Genomic DNA, 25,653 nt, shown 5'->3' with positions numbered 1-25,653 from the left:
CCCTCTACAACGACAAGGCGAACCGCCTCGTCCCTCATGCCCTGAGTGATCTGTTTTGCCATGGGTCTACCTCGATGCTCGAAATTGATCCTATCGAGTGTCCAAGTTCATTAGACCACCGCAACCCATCCTTGGGGGCTTGGCCGCGGCATCCATGCCGCGGACACCCCCGCGAACCCACCCCGCCCGGCCTTTGACAGTTTCCGTGTGCGTCCAACCACGGAAAAAGAAAGAAAAGCAGAAGCGGGTCGCTTCGCTGCGCTTGCTCTGGTGTCGACCAAGGTCGACACCCACCAACAGCGGTGCAGAACGCCGTCCCGACAGATCGCGGGAACCTGTCGAAGGCGGGGTGGCTCAGGTTACGAGGGCGTGAGCGCCATGGATGGCGCGACCGAGGCTACATGGACGTACTTGCGCCGTCCCCCGCAACCTGAGCCACCCCGCCATCCCACGGATAGCGAGCTTTTGCTGTTGACGTTGACGTTGCCCTGGCTTCGGCGGGTGCAGGGCGCAGCCCTGCTGAACAACACCCCTCAGTAACGAGGACGGCCTTCTTCCAGTACCTGGCGCAGGAACGGCACGGTGATCCGCCGCTTCGCCGCCAGCGATTCGCGATCCAGCCAGTCCAGCAGCGTGATCAGCCCACCCAGCTCGCGGCCGGTGTGCGACAGCAGCCACTCGATGGCGGCCTCGTCGATCGCCAGCCCTCGGCGTAGCGCGCGCTCGCGCAGCACCGCCGCGCGGCCTTCCTCGTCCAGCGGCTGCAGCAGCACGCGCACGCATTGGCCCAGGCGCGAACGCAGGTCCGGTAACACCAGGCCCAGTTCGCCGGGCGACTTCTGCGCGGTGTACAGCACCGTCACGTCGGCGGCGCGCGCGCGGTTGTGGAAATCGAACAGCGCGATCTCATCCTCACGGTTGCCCGCCACCGCATCCAGGCCATCCAGCGCCACCAGCTCGCGCTGCTCGAGCCCTTCCAGCGCCACCCGCACCCGGCCAACCACACTGGCCAGCGGCACGTAGGTCGGCAGGCGCCCGGCCTGCTCGGCGCTGGAACACATCGCCAGCGCCTGATGGGTCTTGCCGGTGCCGGCCGCGCCTTCCAGGTAGATCCAATCGTGGCTGGCACCTACCGCGATGGCATGCAGCTGCGCCAGCGCACCGTCCGGCGCACCGATGAAGCTCTCCAGGCGCTGGTCCCGCGGGTAATGCAGGGCCAGCGGAAGTTGCGGCACACCAATCACTTCAGTTCCGGACCCTTGTCATTGCCAGGCACGATGATATGGGGCTGGTCGATCACGCCATCAAGCACGATCGCGGGCTTCTCCCCGGCATACAGCTCACTCTGCCGGTAGCGCTGGTGCGCATAGCGCAACAGCACGTTGCTCACCGCCGCCACCGGCAGCGCCAGCAGCATGCCCAGGAAGCCGAACAGCTGGCCACCGGCCATCACCGCGAAGATCACCGCCACCGGGTGCAGGCCGATCTTGTCGCCGACGATGCGCGGGGTCAGCACGTAACTCTCCAGCAGCTGGCCGACAGTGAACACCACGCCGACCAGGATCAGCAGCTTCAGGTCGAACCCCTGCGCCTGCACCAGCGCAGCCACGATCGCCATCAGGATGCCGGTGGTCGCGCCCAGGTAGGGAATGAAGCTGATCAGGCCGGCGATCAGGCCGATCAACAAGCCCAGCTTGAGCCCGACCAGCGACAGGCCACCGGCGTAGATCACGCCCAGCGCCAGCATCACCAGGAACTGCCCGCGGATGAACGCACCGAGCACTTCGTTGGATTCACGCGCCAGCGAGGTGATCGTGCCGATCTGGTTGCGCGGGATCACCGATGCCACGCGCTCGACCAGCTTGTCCCAGTCACGCAGGAAGTAGAACGCCAGGATCGGCAGCAGCAACAGGTTGACCACCCAGGTGACCACCGTGAAGCCCGAGCGTGATACGTAGCCCATGAAGGTGGTTGCGAACCCGCCGGCCTGCTGCCAATGGCTGCGCACCCATTCGATCAGGCGGTCCGGGTCCATCCACTGCATCACTTCCAGCCCGGTCTTCTGCTCGAACCAGGGGATGCCCTTCTCCATCAGCCAGGCCTGCGCCTGCGGTGCCGCTGCGATCAAGGTCGTGATCTGGCGTTCGATCATCGGCACCAGCACCAGCAGCAGCGCGACGATCACCAGCACCATCGCCACGAATACCAGCACCACGCCGGTCATGCGCGAACGACCGGTGGCCTCGATGCGGTCCACCAGTGGATCGCCCAGCCAGGCCAGCGCCAGCGCCAGCACGAACGGGGTCAGGATCGGTGCCAGCAACCAGACGACCCAACCAATCAGGCCGGCCAGCAGGATGTATTTCAGCCGACGCAGGAATTGCGCGATTTCCGCTTCCGGGGACAGGATCATCGCAGGCGGTACTCGTTGCTGACCGGCGCCGGCGCCGGTGCACCGGTCGTGTCGTCGATCGGCGTCGGCAGGGCCGGCAGTGTCGCCGACGGCACCAGCACGCCGTTGTCGCCGAGCATGCGGTTGAAGCCGGCCAAGCCGGTGGTCATTTCCAGATTCAGCTCCAGATGGTCGGCGGTCGCGCGCAGCGGGGTGACATTGCGTACCACGGCCACTTCACGCAGGCCGGCGGCCAGGCGCAGGTATTCGTCGGCGCTGTTGATGCCGGTCACCACCACGCGGTAAGTGCCCGCCTGGCCGGTGGCCGCCCCGGCCTTGGCATAACGCTTGACCAGCGCGTCGGCAGCGCCATCGGCACCGGCGGCCATCGCGCGCATGGCGTTGGCGTCCTTGCTGGTCCACTTGTTCAGTTCCCGGCCGTTGTCGACGAACACCCAGTCCGCCTGCCAGCCGCCATTGGCGCGGTAGAGCTTGCCGATCAGCTGCATCGGCGGCGAATAGCGCGACGAGGCCCGGGCGACCGCGGCGCTGTCCTGGCGCCAGATGGCACCAGCCAGGGCCTGCTCGGCGGCGCCACCACTGGGCAGGCCGAGCTTGTAGCCGCGCTCGATGGCCCGGCTCAGCAACGGCCGCGCGGCATTGGCCTGCTGCACGCTGACCAAGCGCGGACCGCTGCCATCATCGACGGCCAGCCACAGCACCGGCTTCGGTCGTGGCTGCGGCCACAGCGGCAGGCCCAGGGCCGACACCAGCCCGTCCACGTCATCCTCGCGGAAGCGCGCGACCAGCAGGGTACGGAAGCTCGGCGCGCCGCTGGCGCCTACGCTCTGGTCCTGCTTGTAGTCGTAGCTGGCCACGTAGTCCTTGGCATTGCGCAACGCCTGAACCACGCCGGGGCGGGACATGACGCTGCGATCACCGGACAATTTGCCCAGTACCACGCTCAACGCGCGGGCAAGTGCACCGTTGCGGTCAGCCTCGGCTTGGCTGTTGACGGGCACTTCGGCCTCGTACGCACCACTGGCAGTGGCAACATCCCCCTCGGTTCGCATGCCGCTCTGGGCCATCGTGGCCACCGGCAGGCACAGCGCAAGGAGCAGGGTCAAAAACAGGCTGCGGCGCATCAGGACATCCATTGGCTCGACGTATCCGGGGGGAATTGTTGCCCGAATACGGCCTTTGCGCCAATGCGGCCTGTTAAAATCGGCGATTCAACCCCTGCCAGCGCCGACGCCCGTGACCAACAGCCCGTCTTCCGCCCCTTCTCCCCTCACCTACCGTGACGCGGGTGTCGACATCGACGCCGGCAACGAGCTGGTCGAGCGGATCAAGCCCCTGGTCAAGCGCAGCTTCCGTCCGGAGGTGATGGGCGGCCTGGGTGGCTTCGGCGCCCTGTTCGACCTGTCCAACAAGTACCGCGAACCGGTGCTGGTGTCGGGTACCGACGGCGTCGGCACCAAGCTGAAGCTGGCCCACCAGCTGAACCGCCACGATACGATCGGCATCGACCTGGTCGCCATGTGCGTGAACGACGTGCTGGTGCAGGGCGCCGAACCGCTGTTCTTCCTGGACTACTTCGCCACCGGCAAGCTGGACATCGACACTGCCGCGGCAGTCGTGGGCGGCATCGCCAATGGCTGCACCGAGGCCGGCTGCGCGCTGATCGGTGGTGAAACCGCCGAGATGCCCGACATGTACGCGCCGGGCGAGTACGACCTGGCCGGCTTCACCGTCGCGGCCGTCGAAAAGAGCGAGCTGAAGGACGGCGCCCATGTCGCCGAAGGCGACGTGCTGATCGGCATCGCTTCGTCCGGTCCGCACTCCAACGGCTATTCGCTGGTCCGCCGCATCTATGACCGCGCCGGCCGCCCGGCCGAGCTGGAACTGGAAGGCGGGGTCAAGCTGGTCGATGCGCTGATGGCCCCCACCCGCCTGTACGTCAAGCCGATCCTGTCGCTGCTGAAGTCGCACGGTGAAGCCATTCACGGCATGGCCCACATCACCGGCGGCGGCCTGACCGAGAACATCATCCGCGTGGTGCCCGAAGGCCTCGGCCTGGACATCCAGGCCTCGTCGTGGACCCTGCCGCCGGTGTTCCAGTGGCTGCAGAAGGAAGGCGCGGTGGCCGACAGCGAAATGTGGCGCACCTTCAACTGCGGCATCGGCTTCGTGCTGATCGTCGCCCCGGACCAGCTTGAGGCCGTGTCCGCTGCGGTCAAGGCGCAGGGCCTGGAGCACTGGACGATCGGCCAGGTGGTCACCGCCCAGGGTGGCGAACGCGTCCACATCGCCTGATCCACAGGACACAGGAAACCGCATGGACGCACCCCCTCCCTTGTCGACGTCGCCGGCTCCGCCGGTGCTGCCGCCGAACCCGGCCCTGCCGGTGTTCGGCCCGCAGGACGCCAACCAGCTGCGCCAGCTGGCAATCGGCCACTACGTGGTCGCCGGCCTGATGGCAGTGTTCTCGCTGATCTTCATCCTGCACATCGTGCTGGGCATCGCCATGCTGTCCGGCTCGCTGCCGATGAAGTCCGGCGGTGAACCGTCATCGCCGCAAGAGCAGCAGTTCGTCGGCTGGCTGTTCACCGTGATGGGCGTCTGCATCGTGCTTGGTGGGCTGACCCTCGCCGGCTTCGTCGCCTATGCCGGCCGCTGCCTGTCGCAGCAGCGCCGCTACCTGCTGTGCATGATCGTGGCCGGGCTGTCGTGCCTGTTCACTCCCATCGGCACCATCCTCGGCGTGTTCACCCTGGTCGTGCTGCTGCGCCCGCAGGTGAAGGCCGCCTTCGCTGGCCAGGCGGGTGTGGCATGAACGATGGACTGAACCCACCGCCGCTGCCGCGGCAGACCCTGGCCGACCTGCAGACCGCCAGCCATCTGCACAACCTGAAGATCCTGTTCTACGCACTGGCAGGCTTCCATTGGCTGGCAGCGCTGATGTTCCTCGGCTTTGTCGGCATCGTCGCCTTCGAACGTGGCATGGATGACGGCGCCGTGCTGGCCACGGTGTACGGCGCGGTGTCGCTTCTGGCCATCGGGTTGGGCGTCCTGCAACTGCGCACCGCGCGGTTGCTTGGCCAGCGCTGCCACCTGGCCTGGTGTCGCGGCGCGGCCTGGGCGGCAGTGCTTGCCGGCCCGCTGGGCATGGCGCTGACCGCCTACGCGGTGTATTTCCTGCGCAAGCCGGAGATCGCTGCACTGTTCGACCGCGGCGACCACGTCAGCGTCTGAGCTGGCAGACGCATGTTCCGTCCCTTCTGCTGATCGCTCCGACATGTCCACGCCTGCTGCCCCCTCGCTCGCCAGCAACCGCGCCACCCACTCGCTGTCAGCACCGAAGAAGGTCGCGCTGGCCACGGTGTTGTGCATATTCGCGGCAACCTGGATCCATCCGCTGTGGCCGCTCGAGCAGACCCTGCACAGCTCGCTGACCGTGATCGGCCTGCTTGCCCTGTGGTGGGTGGACCGGCGCTGGCAGCTGGGCAACGGCGCGTTCATCGCCATCTGCGGCTTCATCGCCATCCACTGCGTGGCCGCACGCTGGCTGTATTCCAACGTGCCCTATGACGCCTGGCTGCAGTCGCTGCTCGGATGGTCGCCGGATGCCGCCTTCGGCTGGCAGCGCAACCACTTCGATCGCCTGATCCACTTCCTCTATGGCGTCTGCTTCACGCCCGCGTTGCTGCAGCTGGCGCGACGCTTCTGGCCTGCACTGCGCATCGGCCAGGCCTTCACCCTGGCGCTGATGGCGGTGATGTGTTCCAGCCTGGCGTATGAGTGGCTGGAATGGGGCATCGCCCTTGCCCTGTCGCCGGAAGCGGCCGAGGCCTACAACGGCCAGCAGGGCGACATGTGGGACGCGCACGCGGACATGCTGCTGGCGACCTTGGGCAGCCTGCTGCTGTGGCCGCTGGTGCGCCGGAGCGCGGTGCGATGAGCATCTGCCGAATCGCGGTGCTGGCCTCGGGACGCGGCAGCAACCTGCAGGCCATTGTTGATGCCATCGCTGCAGGGCGGCTGCAGGCCGAGGTTGTCGGTGTGTTCTCCGACCGCCCCGACGCGACCGCTCTGGAGCGGGTGGCAGCGGATCGGCGCTGGGGGCATGCGCCGAAGGAATTCAGCGACCGCGCCGCCTACGAGCAGGCCTTGGGTGATGCGCTGGCAGCATCTGCTCCGGACTGGATCGTCTGCGCCGGCTACATGCGTATCCTCGGCGCCGATTTCGTACAGCGGTTCAATGGCCGCCTGGTCAACATCCATCCCTCGCTGCTGCCGCTGCACAAGGGCCTGCACACCCATGCACGGGCGCTTGAGGCCGGTGACGTCGAGCACGGCGCCAGCGTCCACCTGGTGGTACCGGAACTGGATGCCGGCGCGGTGCTGGCGCAGGCGCGGGTTCCGGTGCTTGCCGGCGATGATGCGCAGACCCTGGCCGAACGCGTGCTCGCAGTGGAGCATCCGCTGCTGATCGGGACGCTGGAACTGCTCTGTGCAGGCCGCCTGGCTGAACGGGAAGGCCAGCCGACATTCGACGGTCACCCCCTGTTTAGCCCGTTGGCTCTAGATTCCGCCGGGAACCTGAACCGGTAACGCCCGTGCACACGCCCCGCTGACTGCGGGGCTGGCATCCTGCTCCCCTCCTGCGGTTCCTGTCGGCCATGAAGACCACGTCCCTGCTGCGTACAACCCTGCTGCTGCCGCTTGCCGTCCTTGCCTGTGCGGGCTGGGGCCAGGCAACGGCGCCTGCTGCGCCGGCACCTGCCGAGGTGGCACCGCCGGTGTTGCCTGCGCTGGCCTGGGAACCGCCGCCGCTGCAGCCGTTCAGCGCGACCTACCAGGCGTTCTACAAGAGCAAGGAAGCGGGCGACGCAACCATGCAGGTGACCCACACCGGCGGCAGCCAGTGGCGGGTGGACATGCAGGTGGTCGGCCGCCGCGGCTTTGCCAGCGTGCTTGGCCTGAACATCGAGCAGAGCACCGTGTTCGAGGAGCGCAACGGCGTCTATGCGCCACTGAGCCAGAGCACGGTGCGCAAGGGCCTGTTCCTCGGCAAGAAGGCCGTCGGCACCTACAACTGGCAGGCCGGCACCGCACAGTGGAGCGGCGACGTGAAGAAGGAGCGCGCCCAGCCGATCCCATTGCAGGCGGGTGACCAGAGCGCGTTGCTGATCAACCTGGCGATCATGCGCGATGCCCGCCCCGGGGCAGCCATGCACTATCGCTACGTCGACATGGGCAAGGTGCGCCAGCACGACTACCAGGCCGCGCCGCAGACCGAAAACGTCGAAGTCGGCGACCTGTCCTACAACGCGCTGCGGGTGTATCGCACCAACGGCGGCAACAACGAAACCATTCTCTGGATCGCCAACGGTGTCCCCACCCCGGTGCGCATCCTGCAACGCGAAGACGGCGAAGATCGCGTCGATCTGCGCCTGATCGAATACCAAGGAGTCTGAGCATGAACACCCTGACCCGCCCCCTGACCTGGATCGCCGCTGCCGCACTGTCGGTGGCCAGCCTGCCGGCCATGGCCCTGCAGCCGTTCAAGGCCGACTACCTGGCCAGCTACATGGGCATGCAGGCCAACGGCAGCATGACCCTGGCCAGCGAAGGCAGCAACAAGTGGCGCTACAGCCTGCAGGTCAAGAACCAGCTGGCCGACCTGAGCCAGAGCACGGTGTTCGAGGAAGTGCGCGGGCAGCTGCGCCCACTCAGCAGCCAGGACCGCTCGGCGTTGCTGGTGAAGAAGCGCAATGTGCAGGCGAACTACAACTGGACCAGCAACCAGGCCACCTGGACCGGCGACATCAAACCGGACCGCGCCGGGCCGATCGCCTTGAAGGCGGGCGACATGGACGCTCTGCTGATCAACCTGGCCATCGCCCGCGACCTGGCTGCCGGCAAGCCGCTGACCTATCGCATGGTCGACGAAGGCCGCATCAAGAACATGACCTACCGCGTCGTGGGCAAGGAATCGGTCACCGTTGGCGGCAAGAGCTACGAGGCGACCAAGGTCTCGCGCGTCGACGGCAACAAGGAGCTGATCGCTTGGATCGTGCCGGAGTTCCCGGTACCGGCGCGCATGCTGCAGCGTGAAAGCGGCCGCGATGCGCTGGACCTGACCATCAAGGCGATGAACTGAGTGCAGGGGTCGGATCCCTTCCTCACAGGAAGGGCTCTGACCCCGGAGCCGCCGTACATCCACGCCATGCGTGGAGGGATGCCGCAAGAAAAAACGCCCGCTTCCGCGGGCGTTTTTTTATTTCTTCGGCGTTTCCGCCGGCGCGAACTCGGTGCGGCAGTCGACCCGGATCTGCTCGCCCGTCGATCGGCGCACGAAGGTACGGCAATGGCGATTGCCGTCCTGGCTGTCGTTCACCGCCACCGCGTAGAACGACTGGATGATCTCGTCACGGGTCACCGTGCCGTCGCCATTCCAGTCCATGTCCTTCTGCTCGATGCCCTTGGTGATGGCGATGTTGGCGTACCAGGCGTAGCCCAGCCACGCCAGTACGATCAGCACCAGCACCAGCAGCGCCTTGCGGCGACGGCTGAATTTGCCGCGCAGGATCATGCGGCCACGCGCCGGATGGTGGCGCCGAGCGAAGACAGCTTCTCTTCGATGTTCTCGTAGCCGCGATCAAGGTGGTAGATGCGATCGATGGTGGTATCGCCATCGGCCATCAGGCCGGCCAGGATCAGCGACGCCGATGCGCGCAGGTCGGTGGCCATCACCGGCGCACCGCTCAGGCGTTCGTGACCGCGCACGATGGCCGTGTGGCCTTCCACCTGCACGTCCGCGCCGAGGCGCAGCAGTTCATTGACGTGCATGAAACGGTTCTCGAAGATCGTTTCGTTGATCACGCCCACGCCATCGGCCACGCAGTTCAGCGCCATGAACTGCGCCTGCATGTCGGTCGGGAACGCCGGGTACGGCGCGGTGGTCAGGTTGACCGCCTTCGGCCGCTTGCCGTGCATGTCCAGGGTGATGCTGTCTTCGGTGGTCTCGATGGTCGCGCCGGCTTCCACCAGCTTCGCCAGCACGGCGTCCATGGTGTTCGGGCGCGCGCGGTTGACGGTGACCTTGCCACCGGTCATCGCGGCGGCCACCAGGAAGGTACCGGTTTCGATGCGGTCGGGCAGCACTTCATGGCGGCCACCGGACAGGCGTTCGACGCCTTCGATGACCAGGCGGGCGGTGCCCAGGCCTTCAATCTTCGCGCCCAGCGCGATCAGGCAGTGCGCCAGATCGGTGACTTCCGGTTCCATCGCCGCGTTGTCGAGGATGGTGGTGCCTTCGGCCAGCACCGCTGCCATCAGCACGTTCTCGGTACCGGTCACGCTGACCATGTCGAAGGTGAAGTGGCCACCCTTCAGACGCTTGGCGGTGGCCTTGATGAAGCCGTTCTCGACCACGATGTCCGCACCGAGTGCCTGCAGGCCCTTGATGTGCTGGTCGACCGGGCGCGAGCCGATTGCGCAACCGCCCGGCAATGACACTTCGGCCGCACCGAAGCGGGCCAGCAGCGGGCCCAGCACCAGGATCGAGGCGCGCATGGTCCTGACCAGCTCGTACGGCGCCACATGCTGGTTGACCGAGCGCGGGTCGACCACGATCGCGCTGCCGCGCGACAGCGTGCCCTGGTCGATGGTCACTTTCGCGCCCAGTTCGCCCAGCAGCTTCACCGTGGTCACCACGTCGTGCAGATGCGGCACGTTGGTGATTTCCACCGGTGCGTCGGCCAGCAGGGTTGCGCACAGGATGGGGAGGACGGCGTTCTTGGCGCCGGAGATGCTTACTTCACCGTGCAGCGCAGCGCCGCCGGTCACAACGATCTTGGCCATGTATTGGGGATCTTCTGCGGTTCAGCCGGCTTCGGCCGGGGTCACGGTTTTCAATGCGAGCGCGTGGATCGCGCCGCCCATCAGGTCGCCCAGAGTGGCATACACCATCCGGTGGCGGGCCAGCGGCATCTTGCCTGCAAAGGCCTCGCTGACCACGGTCGCTTCGAAATGCACGCCATCGTCACCCTGCACGTCGGCGCGGGCGCCGGGCAGGCCGGTTTCGATCAGATTGCGGATGGTGTCGGCGTCCAACGGGCTTTCCTAATAAAATGTGCGTCCATTCTACTTCCGCTGCGTGGCGTCCGCATGGCCGAATCCCTGTTGCCCCCCCGTTCCGCCGACCCTGCCGCCCTGGTCGCCAGTGGCCGGCGCGTGTTCGAGATCGAACGGCAGGCGCTGGACGCCGTGGCCGACCGCCTCGGCGACGCCTTCCAGCAGGCCTGCCGGGCAATCCTGGGCAGCCGCGGCCGGGTGGTCGCCACCGGAATGGGCAAGTCCGGCCATGTCGCGCGCAAGATCGCCGCCACCCTGGCCTCCACCGGCACCCCCGCGTTCTACGTGCACCCGGGCGAGGCCGGCCATGGCGACCTGGGCATGATCACCGAGGACGACGTGGTGCTGGCCCTGTCCTATTCGGGCGAATCGGATGAGCTGCTGATGCTGCTGCCGGTGCTCAAGCGCCAGGGCAATGTGCTGATCGCCATGACCGGACGCCCGCAGTCGAGCCTGGCCAGCGCCGCTGATTTCCACCTGGATGTGAGCGTGCCAGCCGAAGCCTGCCCGCTGGCGCTGGCGCCCACCTCCAGCACCACCGCCTCGCTGGCGATGGGCGACGCGCTGGCAGTGGCCCTGCTGGACGCGCGCGGCTTCACCGCCGACGACTTCGCCCGCTCGCACCCGGCCGGCAGCCTCGGCCGCCGCTTGCTGCTGCACATCACCGACGTCATGCACACCGGCGAGGACCTGCCCAAGGTCGATGTCGGCGCCAGCCTCAGCGAAGCGCTGATGGAGATGAGCCGCAAGCGCCTGGGCATGACCGCCGTGGTTGACGACCAGGGCGTGTTGATCGGCCTGTTCACCGACGGCGACCTGCGCCGCGCGCTGGATACCGACCTGGACGTGCGCACCGCGAAGATCGCCGATGTGATGACCCGGCAACCGCGCACCATCAGCGCCGACAAGCTGGCGGTGGAGGCTGCGCGGCTGATGGAAACCCACAAGATCACCGGCCTGATCGTGGTCGACAGCCAGGGCCGCGCGGTCGGCGCCCTGAACATTCATGACCTGTTGCGGGCCCGGGTGGTTTAACCGACAGTCCGTAGACCCCATTCAGTCTGTACCAACGAGCCCGCAACCACCGAGTCCGATGCCCTGATGCCCTGGTCCCCCCTGCCCGCCTTCCCCGCCCATCTGCATGCCGTTGCGGCCAATATCCGCCTGGCCTGCTTCGACGTGGACGGCACCCTCACCGACGGTCGGCTGTACTACGACAAGGATGGCAACGAGAGCAAGGCGTACTTCGTGCAGGATGGTCTGGGCCTGAAACTGCTGCAGCAGCACGGTATCCACCCCGTGCTGATCACCGCGCGCAACAGCCAGTCCGCGCTCAAGCGCGGCGCCGACCTGGGCATCGACACCCAGATTGCCGTCGGCGACAAGCTGGCCAGCGTGCAGGCGCTGTGCGTGCAGCACGGCATCAGCCTGGAGCAGGTGGCCTTCATGGGTGACGACCTGCCGGACCTGGCGCCGCTGGGCGCGGTCGGCCTGGCCGTGGCCCCGGCCAATGCCCATCCCTGGATCGCCGAGCGCGTGCACTGGATCACCCGCGCCGACGGCGGCCGTGGTGCCGCGCGCGAGCTGTGCGACGTGCTGCTGGCCGCGCAGGGCCGCCTGGATGCCGTGCTGGCGAGGTTCGGCGCATGAATGCCCCCACCTTGAACTGGCGGATGATCCTCGGCGTGGGCCTGCTGCTGGCGGCCCTGCTGAGCAGCTGGGCCGCGCTGCGCAACCGTGAAAAGGCGCCTGCCGTCGAAGGCCAGGATGCCGGCGTGGACTACATCCTGCACGATTTCCAGATCGTCGCCCTGGACGAACACGGCAAGGAATCGACCACCCTGCGCGCGCCCCTGCTGGAACGCCAGCGTGGCGACCAGACGCTCAACATCACCACCCCGCTGTTCGAAATGCCCGACAAGGACGGCAAGCACTGGACGCTGCGGGCCGAGACCGGCTGGCTCAGTGCCAAGGGCGATGAGATGAAGCTGCGGGGCAACGTCGCCGGCGACAGCCCGGCTGATCCCGGCGTGGTCCCGACCACCTTCCGCACCGACCACCTGGACGTGTTCCCGAAGGACAACCGCGCCCGCACCGATGCCCTGGTGACCATGACCCGCCCAGGCATGGAGCAGTCCGGCGTCGGGTTCGAGGTGGATTCGAAGAACAACACGTATCATTTCCTCAGCCAGTCCAAGGGCCGTTACACGCCCAAGCGCTGATTCCGCCGCCCGCCCGCGACGTCTTCCCGACAGGCGCGAAGCAGGCAGCCCCCACCCGCAGCCCCCGGTCCCGCCGGCGGGCCACCACCGGTAGAACGGACCCCGATGAAGATTCCCTTTGCAGCCGTGCTCGCACTCAGTCTTCTTGTCCCCGCTGTCGCCTTTGCCAAGTCGACCGACCGCAATGAAGCGATGAACATTGATTCCGGCGCGCAGTCCGGCACCCTCACCGGTGACGGCAAGACCGTGTTGTCGGGCGGCGTGATCATCACCCAGGGCACGCTGGACCTGCGTTCGTCCGAGGCCGAGATCTACCTCAAGGGCGGCGAAGCCGTGCGTGCGGTGTTCACCGGCAAGCAGGCCAAGATGAAGCAGCAGCTCGACGACGGCAGCTGGATGGATGCGGTGGCCGACCGGATCGACTACGACATCACCACCGAGATCATCACCCTGACCGGCAATTACAAGGTCACCAGCGCGCGCGGCACCAATGCCGGCCAGCGCATGGTCTACAACACCCGTACCGGTGAGATGAACTCCGGCGGCGATGGCAGCCGCGTGCGCACCGTGATTCCGCCGAAGAACAAGACGCCTGCTGCCGCTCCGGCTCCGGCTCCGGCAGGAGGCAAGAAGTAATGCTCGTCGCCACTGGCCTGCGCAAACGCTACAAGCAGCGCGAAGTCGTCAAGGACTTCGGGCTGACCCTGGACGCCGGCGAAGTGGTTGGCCTGCTGGGCCCCAACGGTGCCGGCAAGACCACCTGCTTCTACATGATCGTCGGCCTGGTCGGCGCCGATGCCGGCAGCATCGTGCTCGACGGCAAGGACATCACCGGCGACCCGATGTACACCCGCGCCAAGCAGGGTGTGGGTTACCTGCCGCAGGAACCGTCGGTGTTCCGCAAGCTGACCGTGGCCGACAACCTGCGCCTGGTGCTGGAACTGCGCGAGGACCTGGATTCGGCTGGCCGCGAGCGCGAACTGAACAGCCTGCTCGACGAACTGCAGCTGGGGCACGTGTCCGAACAGCTCGGCGCCAGCCTGTCCGGTGGTGAACGCCGTCGTTGCGAGATCGCGCGTGCACTGGCCGCCAAGCCGCGCCTGATCCTGCTCGACGAACCCTTCGCTGGTGTGGACCCGATCTCGGTCGGCGAAATCCAGCGCATCGTCACCCATCTCAAGCAGCGCGGCATCGGTGTGCTGATCACCGACCACAACGTGCGCGAGACCTTGGGAATCTGCGACCGCGCGTATATCCTCGCAGAGGGCACCGTACTGGCCCAGGGCTCGCCCGAGGCGATCCTGGACAACGCCGACGTGCGCCGCGTCTACCTTGGGGATTCCTTCAAGCTGTAACCGCGGCCGCCGGGCCCTCTCCCTTCCGTTCGGCACAGGCATGAAGACTCGGCTGCAGACATCGTTGGGACAGCAGCTGGTGCTTACGCCCCAGCTGCAGCAGGCGATCAAGCTGCTGCAGATGTCCACGACCGAGCTGGAGCTTGAAATCGCCCAGGCAGTGGAGAGCAATCCACTGCTGGACTGGTCCGACAGCAGCGACGAAGGCGCCGGTGTCGACAAGGACGCCAGCAGCGACGAGGCGGGCGGCGACAATGACGCCCCGCCGGACAATGCTGAAAGCAGTGGCGACGACTGGACGCCCGCCGAGCTGGACTGGAGCAGTGGCGGCAGCAGCGGTAGTTTCGATGATGACGACGACAACGGCAGTGCTGCCGAACGCGTCGCCGAAACCGAAACCCTGGCAGACCACCTGCTGTGGCAGCTGCACCTGACCCACCTGTCCAACCGCGACCGCAGCATCGGTGCCGCGCTGATCGATTCGCTGGAAGACGATGGCTATCTGCGCGAGCCGCTCTCGGCCATCGCCGAAGCGCTGCTGCCGGCGATCCACGCCGGTGAAGACGAAATCCTGACCGTGCTGCACCAGATCCAGCGCTTCGACCCTGTCGGCGTTGCCGCACGCAGCCTCGGCGAATGCCTGCAACTGCAGCTGGACGTGCTTCCTGCCGACACCCCGTGCTTGGCCCTGGCCCGGCAGGTCGCCGCCGGCCCACTGGAACAACTGCCGCGCAGCGGCGTGGCAGGCCTGGCCCAACAGATGAAGCAGCCGTTGGCCGAGGTCGAGACCGCCGTGGCCCTGCTGCGCTCGCTGGACCCGCGCCCCGGCACCCAGATCGCTCCGCTCGCGCAGGACACCTACGTGGTGCCCGACGTGGTCGTGTGGCGCCAGAACGGCATCTGGCGCGCCGCGCTGGCCGCCCATGCCGGCCCCAAGCTGGTGATCCACCGCGGTTACGAGCAGATGATCCGCCGCTGCGGTGACGCCGATGCCGGTTATCTGCGCGGCCAGCTGCAGGAAGCGCGCTGGCTGCTGAAGGGCCTGCAGGCGCGTGGCGAGACGCTGCTGCGGGTGGTGCGCAGCCTGATCCAGCAGCAGGCGGGCTTCCTTGAATTCGGCGAACAGGCTCTGCGCCCGCTGACCCTGCGCCAGATCGCCGGCGAACTGGGCCTGCACGAATCCACCGTGTCGCGCGCGATTGCCCGCAAGCACGTGCGTACGCCACGCGGCACCCTGCCACTGCGCGCCTTCTTCGCCTCGGGCATCGACACCGACGGCGGTGGCGAAGCGTCCAGCACGGCCATCCAGGCCATGATCCGGCGCCTGATCGATGACGAGAACCCACGCAAGCCGCTTTCTGACGCCAAGCTGGCTGACCTGCTCAAAACATCGGGAATCCCAGTAGCGCGGCGCACCGTGGCGAAGTATCGTGAGGCCATGAACATCTCCGCCTCGCACGAAAGAGTCAGAATCGTTTGACGCGCCGCCGCGCCCGGCGGAGAGGTTCATTGGCACATCCGATCAAAGGAGAAACCCGATGCGCATCGAAACGTTTGGCAAAGATGTCGAAGTCACCCCGGCCCTGCAGTCCTATGTAGAGGAGAAGCTGGCCCGGATCGGCAAACACTTCGACCAGCACTGCGAAGCGCGGGTGACCCTCAAGCTGCAGAAGACCGAGCACCACGTCGATGCCAGCCTCAATATTCCGGGTCAGACCCTGCACGCTGAAGCCAATGCGCAGACCATGTATGCCGCGATCGACCTGCTGGCGGACAAGCTTGACCGCCTGGTGATCAAGCACAAGGAGAAAAAACAGCAGCACGCACCACTGCCGGTGGGCGACAATGGTGGCTGATCGCCACCGCTCCCCGCAGACATGCCCCTGACTGACCTCCTGGCGGCCGTGCAGACCCAGCTCTGCACGGCCACCGACCGCGACAGCGTCCTGCAGGCCGCGGCCGGATTGCTGGCCTGCCGCCAGGCCAATGCCGAACAGATCTACCTCAACCTGTGCCAGCGCGAAGCGTTGGGCAGTACCGCGATCGGTTACGGCATCGCCATTCCGCATGGTCGTGCACCGACCCTGGATCGACCCCGTGGCGCGCTGCTGCGCCTGCAGACCCCGGTCGATTTCGGTGGCGACGAGCCGGTGGACCTGGTGTTCGCCATGGCCGTTCCTGCCCACTACACCCATCAACACCTGATGCTGCTGTCCGAGCTGGCCGAGCTGTTTTCCGCACCCTGCATCCGCCAGGCGCTGCGAGAGGCCAGCGATGCACGGGAGCTGCGCCAGGCCCTGGACCTGCCCCCACCGGCGAGCGCCGCATGAATACCAGCATCACTGCCCGCGAACTCTTCGAACAGCAGCGTGAGCGGCTCGGTCTGCGTTGGGCAGCGGGCAAATCCGGCGAGAAGCGCGAGCTGGAGGCCGGCAATACGGTCTCGCGGCGCCCTTCGCTGGCCGGCTATCTCAATGCGATCTATCCCAACAAGGTGCAGATCCTCGGTACCGAGGAACTGTCCTGGCTGGATGCGCTGGAACCCCGCCAGCGCTGGGAGACCATCGAAAAGATCATGCAGTCGCATCCGCTGGCGCTGGTGCTGACCCGCAACCAGCCCTGCCCGGAAGACCTGCGCGCGGCCGCCGATGAATCCGGCACGCCGCTGTGGCTCTCGCCCAAGCGCGGCCACGAGCTGCTCAACCACCTGTCCTACCACCTGGCCCGGACACTGGCGCCGCGGGTGATCCTGCACGGCGTGTTCATGGAGATCTACTCCATCGGCGTGCTGATCACCGGTGAAGCCGGATCGGGCAAGAGCGAGCTGGCCCTGGAACTGCTCAGCCGCGGTCACCGCCTGGTGGCCGACGACGCCCCCGAGTTCACCCAGATCGCCCCGGACGTGCTCGACGGCACCTGCCCGGAACTGCTGCAGGACCTGCTGGAAGTGCGCGGCCTGGGCGTGCTGAACGTGCGCGAGATGTTTGGCGACACCGCTGTAAAGAAGAACAAGTACCTTCGGCTGATCGTCCACCTGACCAAGCCGATGACCGAGCCCACCCCCCATGGTTACGAGCGCCTGACCGGCGACTCGGGCACGCGCCACGTGCTGGACCTGGACGTGCCGCTGATCACCCTGCCGGTGATGCCCGGCCGCAACCTGGCCGTTCTGACCGAGGCGGCCACCCGCCTGCACATTCTACGTACCAAGGGTATCGACCCGGCGGCGATGTTCATCGCCCGCCACAGCAACCTGCTGGAACGGCGAACGCCCTGACCCCCTGTCCTTCGAAGAGCCCGTCCATGAGCACCGTCATTCCCACCGCCCCGACCCTGATCATCGTCAGCGGCCTGTCCGGCTCGGGTAAATCCGTCGCCCTGAAGACCTTCGAGGACCAGGACTATTACTGCTCGGACAACCTGCCGATCCAGCTGCTGCCGGATTTCGTGCGTAATGTCCTGAGCCATCACGATGGCACGGCACCGCGCCGGTTGGCGGTGGGCATCGATGTGCGCGGGCAGAGCGACCTGACCCAGTTGTCCAGCTGGCGGCAGCTGGCCAGCGATGCCGGGGTGGACGCCAAGGTGCTGTTTTTCGAGGCCAGCGATGAAACAGTGCTCAAGCGCTATGCCGATACCCGTCGCCGGCACCCGCTGAGCCAGCTCGGCCTGTCGCTGCCGGAAGCGATCGCCCGCGAGCGCGAGCTGATCGCCCCGCTGCGCCGCGAAGCCGATGCGGTGATCGATACCAGTGCGTTGAACGTGCATCAGCTGCGGCGGCGGATCATCACCGAATTCGCGATGGGCCATGCCACCCGCCTGTCGCTGCTGTTCGAATCGTTCGCGTACAAACGTGGCGTGCCGGCCGAGGCCGACTTCGTGTTCGACGCGCGCGTGCTGCCGAACCCGCACTGGGATCCGGAACTGCGGGCGCTGAGCGGTCGCGAACCGGGCGTGCGCGACTACCTGGAAGCGCAGCCGGATGTGCAGCGCTACCTGGCGCAGCTGATGGATTTCCTGGATACCTGGCTGCCCAAGCTGGGCGATGGCACCCGCAGCTATGTGACGGTGGCCTTCGGTTGTACGGGTGGCAAGCACCGCTCGGTGTTCCTGGCCGAACGCCTGGCCCGCCATGCGCGTGAGATGGGCTGGGAAGACGTGGCGACGTACCACCGCGAACAGGATTGAGGGGAGGTCGGCCGGGCTGCGCCCGGCACCCGCAGAAACCACGGCAACGTCAACGGCAAACGCCTGCATTCCCCGGGGTGGCGGGGCAGATCAGCAAGCGGGGGACGCTGCAAGTACGTCCATGTAAGCTCGGTCGCCGCATCCATGCGGCTCACGCCCCCGCTTGCTGACCCGCCCCGCCTTCGACAGGTTCCCGCGATCTGTCGGGACGGCGCTCTCTGGCGCTCTCTGCTGCTGTTGGTAGGTGTCGACCTTGGTCGACACGGTAGATCCACGCCATGCGTGGATGAATCTCTGTCGGGTATCGAAAAACGGATGGGGTCGGATCCCTTTTTCAACGAAAAAGGGCTCCGACCCGAGCAACACTGAATACGGGACACAGTGCCCCTCTCCTGCTGCTATCGCCAATTCACCTTGACCTGTTAACGTGCAGTAATGACCTGTGGCATTCTCCTCGTAACACATCCTGGGGTCGGGATCGCCCTGCTTGAGGTGGCGACCCGGCTTCTGCGGCAGTTGCCGTTGAAAACCGAAGCTTTCGAAGTACCGTTCGACGCAGACCTGGATGCTCTGCTCCCGCTCGCCTCGGCCGCTCTGCGGCGGGTCGATGGGGGTGAGGGCGTGCTGATCCTGACCGACCTGTACGGCGCCAGCCCCGCCAACCTTGCCGGGCAGCTGGCCCGGTTGGGGACCCCGGTTCGCCGGGTGTCGGCGCTGAGTCTGCCGATGTTGCTGCGGGTGATGAATTATCCGGAACAGGGACTGGATCAACTGCCTGCCACTGCGGCGGCGGGCACCCGTAATGGAGCGAGAGTCGACGATGCTTGAACGAGAACTCACTGTGAGCAACCGCCTGGGCCTGCATGCCCGGGCCACCGCCAAGCTGGTGCAGACCCTGGCGCCGTTCCGCTGCAACGTGACCATGGCCGCCAAAGGCCGTGAGATCAACGCCAAGAGCATCATGGGCGTAATGCTGCTGGCGGCAGGGCAAGGCACGCCGGTCACCATCCGCATCAACGGCGAAGACGAAGTGGCCGCGATGGACGCGGTGGTCGACCTGTTCGAGCGCCGCTTCGACGAGGACAACTGAGCGTGCCGCGCGCGCGCGCCGGCCAAGCCCCTACCGGCCAACGGCCGGTACAGCTGCTGGCCGGGCACGGCGCCGCCCGCGGTACTGCAATGGGTCGCGCCCGCGTGCGCCTGCCGCATGCCTTGGAAGTGGCCGAACAGCGCGTCGCTCCTTCCCAGGTTGAAGCCGAGCTGGCACGCCTGCACCGCGCCGTCGACGCGGCGCGCACGGAAATGCACGAGCTGCGCCAGCGCCTGCATGGTGCGCTGAACCAGGAAGTGGGCGAGTTCCTCGACCTACATGCGCTGCTGCTGGACGATCCCGAACTGCTGTTCGGCCTGGACGAACTGATCCGCAGTGGTCCCTACAGCGCCGGCTATGCGTTGCGCCTGCAGCGCGACCGCCTGGCAAAAGTCTTCGATGGCATGGACGATGCCTATCTGAAGAGCCGCATGGATGACCTCGACCATGTGATCGGGCGCATCCATGCGTTCCTGCAGCCCGAGCGGCCGGCAGCGGTAAAGGGTTTGGCCGGTGAAATCCTGGTCTGCGACAACATCGCCCCTTCCGAGCTGGCCCAGCTGCAGTCGCACGGTGTGGTCGGCATCGTGACCAGCGCCGGCAGCGCGCTGTCGCACAGTGCGATCCTTGCCCGCAGCCTGCACCTGCCGTTGATCGTCAGCGTGCCGCAGCTGCTGAGCAAGGTGATCGACGGCGACGTGCTGATCATCGACGGCGCCGACGGCAGCATCACCGTCAACCCACAGGCCGACAACCTGCGTGATTACCGGGCGCGCCTGAAGGAGCACGCGCGCGAGCAGCGCGAGCTCGGCCGCCTGCGCAGCAAGCCCAGCCGTACCCGCGACCAGGTCGACATCGCCCTGCTGGCCAATGCCGAATCGCTGGAAGATGTGACCCAGGCGCATGCGCTGGGCGCCCACGGCCTGGGCCTGTACCGCACCGAATTCCTGTTCCTGCAGCGCAACGAACTGCCGGACGAAGAAGAACAGTTCCAGACCTACCGCGATGCGGCGCTGGGCATGAGTGGCCGCCCGGTGACCATCCGCACCTTGGACCTGGGCGCAGACAAGGCCGACCGCACCGGCCTGACCCTGAGCAACGAGGAAAACCCGGCGCTGGGCCTGCGCGGTGTGCGCCTGTCGCTGGCCAGGCCAAAAGTAGCCGACACCCAGATGCGCGCCATCCTGCGTGCCTCGGCCTACGGCAAGCTGCGCGTGCTGGTGCCCATGGTCAGCACCCGCGACGAACTGCTGGCGGTACGCCGACGCATGCTGAAGCTGGGCGAGCAGCTGCGCGCCGAGGGTCACATGGTGGCCGAGCATGTACCGCTGGGTGCGATGATCGAAGTGCCCGCCGCCGCGCTGGCGCTGGAGAGTTTCATCGACCTGGTCGACTTCCTGTCGATCGGCACAAACGATCTGGTGCAGTACCTGCTGGCCGCCGACCGCAACAACGAAGCGCTGGGCGAACTGTATTCGCCGCTGCACCCGGCCGTGCTGCGCCTGCTGCAGATGGTGATCGAAACCGGCGCGCGCCATCGCATTCCGGTAGCGGTCTGCGGCGAAATCGCGGGCGACGCACGGATGACCCCGCTGCTGCTGGCGCTGGGCCTGACCGAGTTCAGCCTGCACCCGGGCACCCTGCTGGAAGTACGCCGGGCTGTCCGCGATGCCGACCTCGGTGCGCTGCGCGCCCGCGCACCGAAGCTGCTGGGCATGCGTGACCGCCGCGGCATCGAGCGCTGGCTGGCGTTGGTGGCGGACGCGTCCTGATTCCCGCGCTACGCGCTCGCCGGGCACGGCCCGGCGCTACCGCCGCGTGTCACCTTTGGCAGCGCCGGGCCATACCCGGCGGAATGCGTGGACCCCGGTGGCCGCAGGCCGGCGGGGTATGCGCTGAAACATCCCCTTGCGATAATGACGCGCTGAACACCCCTGTTGCCGCATCCTTGCCAGGATCGCGGCTTTTCTTATCCCCGCGGGAGCTGCGATGGCTGAGGCTGTACGCCACGACAAGACTGCGCGCCAGTTGCGGATGCTGTCCGATGCACTGGACAGCGGTCGGCTGGGCCCGGTACGCCGTCTGGTCAATACCCTGGCGCCGGCCGAGATCGGCAACCTGCTCGAATCGCTGCCACCGGGCAAACGCGAGATCGTCTGGGGCCTGGTCGATCCGGAAGACGACGGCGAGGTGCTGGTCCACGTCGGCGACGACGTGCGCGAGAGCCTGCTCGCGGACATGGACCCGGACGAGATCATCGCCGCGGTCGAAGACCTGGACATCGACGATCTGGCCGACCTGGTCGAAGACCTGCCGGACACGGTCATCGACGAAGTCCTCAAGTCGATGGACCGCGAGAACCGCGAGCGCCTGGAACAGGTGCTGTCCTACCCCGAGGACAGCGCCGGCCGCCTGATGAACCCGGACGTGGTGACGGTACGCGCCGACGTCAACGTCGATGTGGTGCTGCGCTACCTGCGCCTGCGCGGCGAGCTGCCCGACCACACCGATCACCTGTTCGTGGTCAGCCGCCGTCACCAGTATCTCGGCCGCGTGTCGCTGGCCTCGCTGGTGACCCACGAAGACACCACGCCGATCAACCGCCTGATCGACGATGAGCAGCCTGCCATCGATGTCGGCGAGAGTGACCAGGAAGTGGCACGGCAGTTCTCCGACCATGACTGGATCTCCGCGCCGGTGGTGGATGACAACAACATCCTGATCGGCCGCATCACCATCGATGACGTGGTCGACATCATCCGTGGCCAGGCCGAGCACCAGGCGCTGGGCGCCGCCGGCCTGGACGAGGACGAGGATCTGTTCAGCCCGGTCTGGCGCGCGATGCGGCGCCGCCTGATGTGGCTGTCGGTGAACCTGTGCACCGCGTTCCTTGCCTCCAGCGTGGTCGGCCACTTCGAAGGCACCATCGACAAGCTGGTCGCACTGGCCGTGCTGATGCCGATCGTCGCCGGGCTCGGCGGCAATGCCGGCACCCAGGTGCTGGCGCTGATGGTGCGCGGCCTGGCGCTGGGCCAGGTCGGCAGTTCCAACGCACGCACGCTGCTGTGGAAGGAAGTACGGGTCGCCCTGCTCAACGGCGTGGTGCTCGGCTCGGTGCTGGGCCTGATCGTGCTCGCCTGGTTCCACTCGCCCGGACTGTCGGCGGTGATCGCCATCGCGCTGACCTGCAACCTGTTGTTCGCGGCACTGGCCGGCGTGCTGGTGCCCCTGGGCCTGAAGCGCTTCGGCTTCGATCCGGCGCTGGCCAGCGGCATCTTCCTGACCGCGGTGACCGATTCAATGGGCTTCTTCACCTTCCTCGGCCTGGCCACCATGGTCCTGCTGCACTGACTGGAACTGCCATGGCAACGACAATCGAAAACTATTTTGCGCCAGGTTGGCGCGACCAGCTGCACACCTGTGCGGCCTGCGAATGGAAAGGCAGTTCGCGGGCAATGGTGATGGAGCTGGACGAGGACGCCACCGAGTACGTGTGCCCGGTGTGCGAGAACCCGCTGCTGGTGGTGCTGCATCCGGACATGGCGCAGGTGCAGGCCGCAGCCGCAGGCGGCAATGCCGAAGCGCAGGAGCAGCTGCAGATCATCGCCAGCTTCCCGCGCCCGCAGTGATGCGGCGCACGATGCCGGGCTGGCTGCTGCGCACTACCATCGAAGCGACCTCGCCCTCATGGGAATCGCCATGCTTCGATCGCTCTCGCGCTGGCTGCCACTGCTGGCCCTGCTGATGATGACCGGGTGCGCCAGTACGCCGCCCGGTGCGCGCGGCCACTTCGAGGCACGCGCGGTGAAGGTGGACGGCGAAACCGCCTACTACCAGGTGTTCATTCCAGCCGCTGCCGCGCGTGCAGCAGGGCCGCTGCCGGTGGTGCTGTTCCTGCACGGCTCCGGCGAGCGCGGCGGCGATGGCGTGAAGCAGACCCATGCAGGCCTGGGCCCGTACCTGCGCCGGCAAGCCGCCGACTTCCCGGCACTGGCAGTGTTTCCGCAGGTACCCGGCCGCGAAGAATGGAGCGGACGCAACAACCGTGTGGCCGTGGCCGCGCTCGATGCAACAATCGCCGAATTCGGCGCCGACCCTGCAAGGCAGTACCTGACAGGGATGTCGATGGGTGGCTACGGCAGCTGGAACATCGCCCTGGACGACCCGCAGCGCTTTGCCGCGATCGTGCCGGTCTGCGGCGCGGTGCTGGCGCCGCGCGCGGTCCGCCCCACCCTGTTCGTCGAACAGGTGGCGCGTGAGACCGATCCCTACACGGTGATCGCCCAGCGCCTGCAGCGCACCCCGATCTGGATCTTCCACGGCGCGCTGGATGATGTGGTGCCGCCGGAGGATGATCGCCGGCTGCATGCCGCGTTCCAGGCCGCAGGCGCGCGTGACGTGCGCTATACCGAGTACCCGGACGGCAACCACAACGCCTGGGATGCCACCTACGCCGACGCGGCGATGTGGGCGTGGTTGTTCAAGCAGAAGCGCTGAACTACAGCTCCTGCTGGAAAACCTCCGCGGTGGGTGCCGACCGTTGGTCGGCACTATTTCTCCAATCCCATATGTTCAACTGACTGGAACCTCCCTTCAACTTCCCATCGACACCACGCATGGGGATATTCACCAAGCTGCGCGGTCAGCCCTGCCCTGATCGGATTCCCCAACACGTACATTGCATGACGGAACAGAGATTCATCGGAGCGGATCGCGTGATCGTGATAGCTCGATTGCCAGAATCGTCCTGACCGGCCGGACATGCGGTTGATCCTCAATGCACTGCTCGATTTGAAGCGTTGCATGATGTAGTCCAGCGAGAACGCGCGGAGCTCCACAGGCCAATGGATGTGGTCCGGCATGACCACATAGGCAAGTGAGTGCGTCAGACCTTCAGCATCAATGCGGCGGACCACGTCCATCACCACCTGCGCCGCAGTGGCATCGTCGAAGTAGCGTCGACGCCCTTGAGTGACGGTGGTCAGGATGTAGGATTGCCCGATCCGGGAATGGCGGCCAAGGCATAGGCGTGCACGGTTCATGGGGCCAAGCGTGTGCCTACCGGCAGTCCCCTTCTATCGGGCAACCACCCCGATGCAGGTAGGGCTGTAGCCAATACATGGTTGCGCCCAGCACCACGGGACTGACTGCTCTGTGCCGACCAACGGTCGGCACCTACCGAGGCAGTTCAAGGTGAATCCTCCTCTGTGCCGACCAACGGTCTGCACCCACCGAGGCAGTTCAAGGTGAATCCCCCTTTGTGCCGGCCAACGGTCGGCACCCACCCAATCGGGACGCGGGGTCTCAACCCAGCAGGGTTTCCAGCACGGCCATGCGTACGGCGACGCCGTTGGCGACCTGGCGCAGCACCCACGACTGCGGGCCGTCGGCTACTTCGTCGGTCACTTCCACGCCGCGGTTGATCGGGCCCGGGTGCAGCACGGCTGCATCCTTGCCGGCGCGGGCCAGGCGTGCGGTGTTCAGGCCGTACTGTGCGTGGTACTGCTCCAGCGACGGCACCAGGCCTTCTTCCATGCGCTCGCGCTGCAGGCGCAGCATCATCAGTGCGTCGACGCCTTCCAGCATCGCGTCGAAATCATCACCCACCACGCAGCCCTTCAGGGTGTCGTCGTCCGGCAGCAGCGACTGTGGGCCGCACACGCGGATCTCACCCACGCCCAGCGTACGCAGCGCATGCAGGTCGGTGCGGGCCACGCGCGAGTGCTTGACGTCGCCGACGATCACCACCTTCATCTTCGAGAAGTCCGGACCCTTGGCCTGGCGCAGGGTCAGCATGTCCAGCAGACCCTGGGTCGGGTGCGAACTACGGCCGTCGCCGGCATTGACCAGCGCGGTGCCCTCGCCCGCCACAGCAGCCAGCGCGGCCACGGCGCCGTCATCCGGGTGGCGCACGACGAAACCACGCACGCCCATCGCTTCGAGGTTCTTCAGCGTGTCGCAGGCGGTTTCGCCCTTGCGCGTGGACGAAGTGGAGGCGTCGAAGTTCAGCACGTCCGCACCCAGCCGCTGCGCCGCCAGATGGAACGAGCTGCGGGTACGGGTGGAGGGTTCGAAGAACAACGTGCACACCGCCGATCCGCCCAGCACGTGGCGCTTGTTGCCGACACGGCCGACCGCGGCATCGCGGATCTGGCCGGCGCGGTCGAGCAGTTGCACCAGGGTGTCGCGGGGCAGACCTTCAAGCGTCAACAGGTGGCGCAGGCGGCCGGAGTCATCGAGTTGCTGGGCGGTCATGGCGGAGTT

31 protein-coding genes are annotated in these 25,653 nt (G+C 66.7%); 23 read left to right on the top strand and 8 right to left on the bottom strand.

The window, feature by feature from the left end; genetic code table 11:
• Nucleotides 1-533: 533 nt before the first annotated feature.
• From hda to MRBLST15_RS20050, 3 genes are read right to left on the bottom strand one after another with little or no spacing between them, the layout of a single operon-like run.
• Complete coding sequence (gene hda, locus MRBLST15_RS20060) at nt 534-1,241, bottom strand: DnaA regulatory inactivator Hda (protein ID WP_180164311.1); 708 nt, start codon at nt 1,239-1,241, stop codon at nt 534-536.
• Nucleotides 1,241-2,413 (bottom strand): AI-2E family transporter, encoded by a 1,173-nt coding sequence (locus tag MRBLST15_RS20055; RefSeq protein ID WP_265954761.1) that lies wholly within the window; start codon nt 2,411-2,413, stop codon nt 1,241-1,243. The genes hda and MRBLST15_RS20055 overlap by 1 nt, the downstream gene beginning before the upstream one ends.
• The gene (locus MRBLST15_RS20050) at nt 2,410-3,537 is read right to left on the bottom strand and encodes a DUF2066 domain-containing protein (protein ID WP_243379943.1); all 1,128 of its coding nucleotides are present in this window, start codon (nt 3,535-3,537) and stop codon (nt 2,410-2,412) included. The genes MRBLST15_RS20055 and MRBLST15_RS20050 overlap by 4 nt, the downstream gene beginning before the upstream one ends.
• A gap of 112 nt (nt 3,538-3,649) precedes the next feature.
• On the opposite strand from MRBLST15_RS20050, the gene purM reads away from it, so the two are divergent.
• From purM to MRBLST15_RS20015, 7 genes are all read left to right on the top strand, one after another.
• A complete protein-coding gene (gene purM, locus MRBLST15_RS20045) occupies nt 3,650-4,708 on the top strand; it encodes a phosphoribosylformylglycinamidine cyclo-ligase (protein ID WP_367787571.1) in 1,059 nt (352 codons plus the stop codon).
• Between the two features lie 22 nt (nt 4,709-4,730).
• Nucleotides 4,731-5,228: a hypothetical protein gene (locus MRBLST15_RS20040; protein WP_265954767.1), complete on the top strand. Its 498-nt coding sequence runs from the start codon at nt 4,731-4,733 to the stop codon at nt 5,226-5,228.
• Nucleotides 5,225-5,647: a hypothetical protein gene (locus tag MRBLST15_RS20035; RefSeq protein ID WP_367787568.1), complete on the top strand. Its 423-nt coding sequence runs from the start codon at nt 5,225-5,227 to the stop codon at nt 5,645-5,647. The genes MRBLST15_RS20040 and MRBLST15_RS20035 overlap by 4 nt, the downstream gene beginning before the upstream one ends.
• 94 nt (nt 5,648-5,741) lie before the next feature.
• Nucleotides 5,742-6,353, top strand: coding sequence for a DUF2238 domain-containing protein (locus MRBLST15_RS20030; RefSeq protein ID WP_414716166.1), 612 nt, complete (start codon nt 5,742-5,744; stop codon nt 6,351-6,353).
• Nucleotides 6,350-7,006, top strand: a complete 657-nt coding sequence (purN, locus tag MRBLST15_RS20025) for a phosphoribosylglycinamide formyltransferase (RefSeq protein WP_367787562.1) — start codon at nt 6,350-6,352, stop codon at nt 7,004-7,006. Before MRBLST15_RS20030 ends, purN begins: the two co-directional genes overlap by 4 nt.
• 68 nt (nt 7,007-7,074) lie before the next feature.
• Nucleotides 7,075-7,872: a DUF3108 domain-containing protein gene (locus tag MRBLST15_RS20020; RefSeq protein ID WP_312704531.1), complete on the top strand. Its 798-nt coding sequence runs from the start codon at nt 7,075-7,077 to the stop codon at nt 7,870-7,872.
• Nucleotides 7,873-7,874: 2 nt separating this feature from the next.
• Nucleotides 7,875-8,558, top strand: a complete 684-nt coding sequence (locus tag MRBLST15_RS20015; RefSeq protein WP_100463551.1) for a DUF3108 domain-containing protein — start codon at nt 7,875-7,877, stop codon at nt 8,556-8,558.
• Between the two features lie 117 nt (nt 8,559-8,675).
• Here MRBLST15_RS20015 and MRBLST15_RS20010 read toward each other — a convergent pair whose 3' ends face one another.
• From MRBLST15_RS20010 to MRBLST15_RS20000, 3 genes are read right to left on the bottom strand one after another with little or no spacing between them, the layout of a single operon-like run.
• Nucleotides 8,676-8,990 carry a hypothetical protein gene (locus tag MRBLST15_RS20010; protein WP_099819266.1) on the bottom strand — a complete coding sequence of 105 codons (315 nt, stop codon included), beginning with the start codon at nt 8,988-8,990 and terminating at the stop codon, nt 8,676-8,678.
• Nucleotides 8,987-10,261: a UDP-N-acetylglucosamine 1-carboxyvinyltransferase gene (gene murA / locus MRBLST15_RS20005; RefSeq protein ID WP_251471993.1), complete on the bottom strand. Its 1,275-nt coding sequence runs from the start codon at nt 10,259-10,261 to the stop codon at nt 8,987-8,989. Before murA ends, MRBLST15_RS20010 begins: the two co-directional genes overlap by 4 nt.
• Before the next feature lie 21 nt (nt 10,262-10,282).
• Entirely contained in the window at nt 10,283-10,513 is a 231-nt protein-coding gene (locus MRBLST15_RS20000) for a BolA family protein (protein ID WP_089239309.1), read from the bottom strand.
• Between the two features lie 54 nt (nt 10,514-10,567).
• On the opposite strand from MRBLST15_RS20000, the gene MRBLST15_RS19995 reads away from it, so the two are divergent.
• The 16 genes from MRBLST15_RS19995 (at nt 10,568) to MRBLST15_RS19920 (ending at nt 23,886) form a co-directional block, all read left to right on the top strand.
• Nucleotides 10,568-11,569: a KpsF/GutQ family sugar-phosphate isomerase gene (locus MRBLST15_RS19995; protein ID WP_093817547.1), complete on the top strand. Its 1,002-nt coding sequence runs from the start codon at nt 10,568-10,570 to the stop codon at nt 11,567-11,569.
• Nucleotides 11,570-11,635: 66 nt separating this feature from the next.
• Nucleotides 11,636-12,184 carry a KdsC family phosphatase gene (locus MRBLST15_RS19990; RefSeq protein WP_265954782.1) on the top strand — a complete coding sequence of 183 codons (549 nt, stop codon included), beginning with the start codon at nt 11,636-11,638 and terminating at the stop codon, nt 12,182-12,184.
• On the top strand, nt 12,181-12,756 hold the full coding sequence (gene lptC / locus MRBLST15_RS19985; RefSeq protein ID WP_265954784.1) for an LPS export ABC transporter periplasmic protein LptC: 576 nt from the start codon (nt 12,181-12,183) through the stop codon (nt 12,754-12,756). Before MRBLST15_RS19990 ends, lptC begins: the two co-directional genes overlap by 4 nt.
• 105 nt (nt 12,757-12,861) lie before the next feature.
• Nucleotides 12,862-13,392: a lipopolysaccharide transport periplasmic protein LptA gene (gene lptA, locus MRBLST15_RS19980; RefSeq protein WP_367787557.1), complete on the top strand. Its 531-nt coding sequence runs from the start codon at nt 12,862-12,864 to the stop codon at nt 13,390-13,392.
• A complete protein-coding gene (gene lptB / locus MRBLST15_RS19975) occupies nt 13,392-14,111 on the top strand; it encodes an LPS export ABC transporter ATP-binding protein (protein ID WP_025874019.1) in 720 nt (239 codons plus the stop codon). Before lptA ends, lptB begins: the two co-directional genes overlap by 1 nt.
• Before the next feature lie 40 nt (nt 14,112-14,151).
• Complete coding sequence (locus MRBLST15_RS19970; protein ID WP_367787554.1) at nt 14,152-15,591, top strand: RNA polymerase factor sigma-54; 1,440 nt, start codon at nt 14,152-14,154, stop codon at nt 15,589-15,591.
• A 58-nt stretch (nt 15,592-15,649) separates the two neighbouring features.
• A complete protein-coding gene (gene hpf, locus MRBLST15_RS19965; RefSeq protein WP_004147311.1) occupies nt 15,650-15,967 on the top strand; it encodes a ribosome hibernation-promoting factor, HPF/YfiA family in 318 nt (105 codons plus the stop codon).
• Nucleotides 15,968-15,988: 21 nt separating this feature from the next.
• The gene (locus MRBLST15_RS19960; protein ID WP_265953734.1) at nt 15,989-16,441 is read left to right on the top strand and encodes a PTS sugar transporter subunit IIA; all 453 of its coding nucleotides are present in this window, start codon (nt 15,989-15,991) and stop codon (nt 16,439-16,441) included.
• Nucleotides 16,438-17,388 carry an HPr(Ser) kinase/phosphatase gene (gene hprK, locus MRBLST15_RS19955; RefSeq protein WP_004147299.1) on the top strand — a complete coding sequence of 317 codons (951 nt, stop codon included), beginning with the start codon at nt 16,438-16,440 and terminating at the stop codon, nt 17,386-17,388. Before MRBLST15_RS19960 ends, hprK begins: the two co-directional genes overlap by 4 nt.
• Before the next feature lie 26 nt (nt 17,389-17,414).
• Nucleotides 17,415-18,299 (top strand): RNase adapter RapZ, encoded by an 885-nt coding sequence (rapZ, locus tag MRBLST15_RS19950; protein WP_312704536.1) that lies wholly within the window; start codon nt 17,415-17,417, stop codon nt 18,297-18,299.
• Between the two features lie 435 nt (nt 18,300-18,734).
• Complete coding sequence (locus MRBLST15_RS19945; protein WP_367787549.1) at nt 18,735-19,127, top strand: PTS sugar transporter subunit IIA; 393 nt, start codon at nt 18,735-18,737, stop codon at nt 19,125-19,127.
• The gene (locus MRBLST15_RS19940; RefSeq protein ID WP_025874024.1) at nt 19,120-19,389 is read left to right on the top strand and encodes an HPr family phosphocarrier protein; all 270 of its coding nucleotides are present in this window, start codon (nt 19,120-19,122) and stop codon (nt 19,387-19,389) included. Before MRBLST15_RS19945 ends, MRBLST15_RS19940 begins: the two co-directional genes overlap by 8 nt.
• Before the next feature lie 2 nt (nt 19,390-19,391).
• The gene (gene ptsP / locus MRBLST15_RS19935; protein WP_265953741.1) at nt 19,392-21,161 is read left to right on the top strand and encodes a phosphoenolpyruvate--protein phosphotransferase; all 1,770 of its coding nucleotides are present in this window, start codon (nt 19,392-19,394) and stop codon (nt 21,159-21,161) included.
• Between the two features lie 217 nt (nt 21,162-21,378).
• Nucleotides 21,379-22,740 (top strand): magnesium transporter, encoded by a 1,362-nt coding sequence (gene mgtE, locus MRBLST15_RS19930; protein WP_025874026.1) that lies wholly within the window; start codon nt 21,379-21,381, stop codon nt 22,738-22,740.
• Between the two features lie 11 nt (nt 22,741-22,751).
• Nucleotides 22,752-23,018 carry a hypothetical protein gene (locus MRBLST15_RS19925; protein ID WP_049470046.1) on the top strand — a complete coding sequence of 89 codons (267 nt, stop codon included), beginning with the start codon at nt 22,752-22,754 and terminating at the stop codon, nt 23,016-23,018.
• Between the two features lie 70 nt (nt 23,019-23,088).
• Entirely contained in the window at nt 23,089-23,886 is a 798-nt protein-coding gene (locus tag MRBLST15_RS19920) for a prolyl oligopeptidase family serine peptidase (protein ID WP_367787545.1), read from the top strand.
• Between the two features lie 53 nt (nt 23,887-23,939).
• On the opposite strand, the gene MRBLST15_RS19915 is transcribed toward MRBLST15_RS19920, so the two are convergent.
• Together MRBLST15_RS19915 and MRBLST15_RS19910 are read right to left on the bottom strand one after the other, a co-directional pair.
• Nucleotides 23,940-24,431, bottom strand: coding sequence for an REP-associated tyrosine transposase (locus MRBLST15_RS19915; protein WP_367787543.1), 492 nt, complete (start codon nt 24,429-24,431; stop codon nt 23,940-23,942).
• 262 nt (nt 24,432-24,693) lie between these two features.
• Nucleotides 24,694-25,644 carry an aspartate carbamoyltransferase catalytic subunit gene (locus tag MRBLST15_RS19910; protein ID WP_025874030.1) on the bottom strand — a complete coding sequence of 317 codons (951 nt, stop codon included), beginning with the start codon at nt 25,642-25,644 and terminating at the stop codon, nt 24,694-24,696.
• Nucleotides 25,645-25,653 lie beyond the last annotated feature (9 nt).

The sequence above is a fragment of the Stenotrophomonas sp. LST15-1-1.1 genome (assembly GCF_040815575.1).
Classification (GTDB): domain Bacteria; phylum Pseudomonadota; class Gammaproteobacteria; order Xanthomonadales; family Xanthomonadaceae; genus Stenotrophomonas; species Stenotrophomonas lactitubi_B.
The sequence above is the reverse complement of the archived record's forward strand: the minus strand, read 5'-3'. Positions and strand labels throughout refer to the sequence as shown.

Coding starts and splice junctions, on each gene's coding strand:
- MRBLST15_RS19940 (WP_025874024.1), top strand. CDS start 19,120: ATGCTTGAACGAGAACTCACTGTGAGCAACCGCCTGGGCCTGCATGCC.
- mgtE (WP_025874026.1), top strand. CDS start 21,379: ATGGCTGAGGCTGTACGCCACGACAAGACTGCGCGCCAGTTGCGGATG.
- MRBLST15_RS20020 (WP_312704531.1), top strand. CDS start 7,075: ATGAAGACCACGTCCCTGCTGCGTACAACCCTGCTGCTGCCGCTTGCC.
- MRBLST15_RS20010 (WP_099819266.1), bottom strand. CDS start 8,990: ATGATCCTGCGCGGCAAATTCAGCCGTCGCCGCAAGGCGCTGCTGGTG.
- lptC (WP_265954784.1), top strand. CDS start 12,181: ATGAATGCCCCCACCTTGAACTGGCGGATGATCCTCGGCGTGGGCCTG.
- hprK (WP_004147299.1), top strand. CDS start 16,438: ATGAATACCAGCATCACTGCCCGCGAACTCTTCGAACAGCAGCGTGAG.
- MRBLST15_RS20040 (WP_265954767.1), top strand. CDS start 4,731: ATGGACGCACCCCCTCCCTTGTCGACGTCGCCGGCTCCGCCGGTGCTG.
- MRBLST15_RS19990 (WP_265954782.1), top strand. CDS start 11,636: ATGCCCTGGTCCCCCCTGCCCGCCTTCCCCGCCCATCTGCATGCCGTT.
- lptB (WP_025874019.1), top strand. CDS start 13,392: ATGCTCGTCGCCACTGGCCTGCGCAAACGCTACAAGCAGCGCGAAGTC.
- MRBLST15_RS19960 (WP_265953734.1), top strand. CDS start 15,989: ATGCCCCTGACTGACCTCCTGGCGGCCGTGCAGACCCAGCTCTGCACG.
- hpf (WP_004147311.1), top strand. CDS start 15,650: ATGCGCATCGAAACGTTTGGCAAAGATGTCGAAGTCACCCCGGCCCTG.
- rapZ (WP_312704536.1), top strand. CDS start 17,415: ATGAGCACCGTCATTCCCACCGCCCCGACCCTGATCATCGTCAGCGGC.
- MRBLST15_RS20015 (WP_100463551.1), top strand. CDS start 7,875: ATGAACACCCTGACCCGCCCCCTGACCTGGATCGCCGCTGCCGCACTG.
- murA (WP_251471993.1), bottom strand. CDS start 10,261: ATGGCCAAGATCGTTGTGACCGGCGGCGCTGCGCTGCACGGTGAAGTA.
- MRBLST15_RS19910 (WP_025874030.1), bottom strand. CDS start 25,644: ATGACCGCCCAGCAACTCGATGACTCCGGCCGCCTGCGCCACCTGTTG.
- MRBLST15_RS19925 (WP_049470046.1), top strand. CDS start 22,752: ATGGCAACGACAATCGAAAACTATTTTGCGCCAGGTTGGCGCGACCAG.
- lptA (WP_367787557.1), top strand. CDS start 12,862: ATGAAGATTCCCTTTGCAGCCGTGCTCGCACTCAGTCTTCTTGTCCCC.
- MRBLST15_RS19915 (WP_367787543.1), bottom strand. CDS start 24,431: ATGAACCGTGCACGCCTATGCCTTGGCCGCCATTCCCGGATCGGGCAA.
- MRBLST15_RS20035 (WP_367787568.1), top strand. CDS start 5,225: ATGAACGATGGACTGAACCCACCGCCGCTGCCGCGGCAGACCCTGGCC.
- purN (WP_367787562.1), top strand. CDS start 6,350: ATGAGCATCTGCCGAATCGCGGTGCTGGCCTCGGGACGCGGCAGCAAC.
- MRBLST15_RS19945 (WP_367787549.1), top strand. CDS start 18,735: ATGACCTGTGGCATTCTCCTCGTAACACATCCTGGGGTCGGGATCGCC.
- MRBLST15_RS19970 (WP_367787554.1), top strand. CDS start 14,152: ATGAAGACTCGGCTGCAGACATCGTTGGGACAGCAGCTGGTGCTTACG.
- MRBLST15_RS19920 (WP_367787545.1), top strand. CDS start 23,089: ATGCTTCGATCGCTCTCGCGCTGGCTGCCACTGCTGGCCCTGCTGATG.
- MRBLST15_RS20050 (WP_243379943.1), bottom strand. CDS start 3,537: ATGCGCCGCAGCCTGTTTTTGACCCTGCTCCTTGCGCTGTGCCTGCCG.
- MRBLST15_RS19995 (WP_093817547.1), top strand. CDS start 10,568: ATGGCCGAATCCCTGTTGCCCCCCCGTTCCGCCGACCCTGCCGCCCTG.
- MRBLST15_RS20055 (WP_265954761.1), bottom strand. CDS start 2,413: ATGATCCTGTCCCCGGAAGCGGAAATCGCGCAATTCCTGCGTCGGCTG.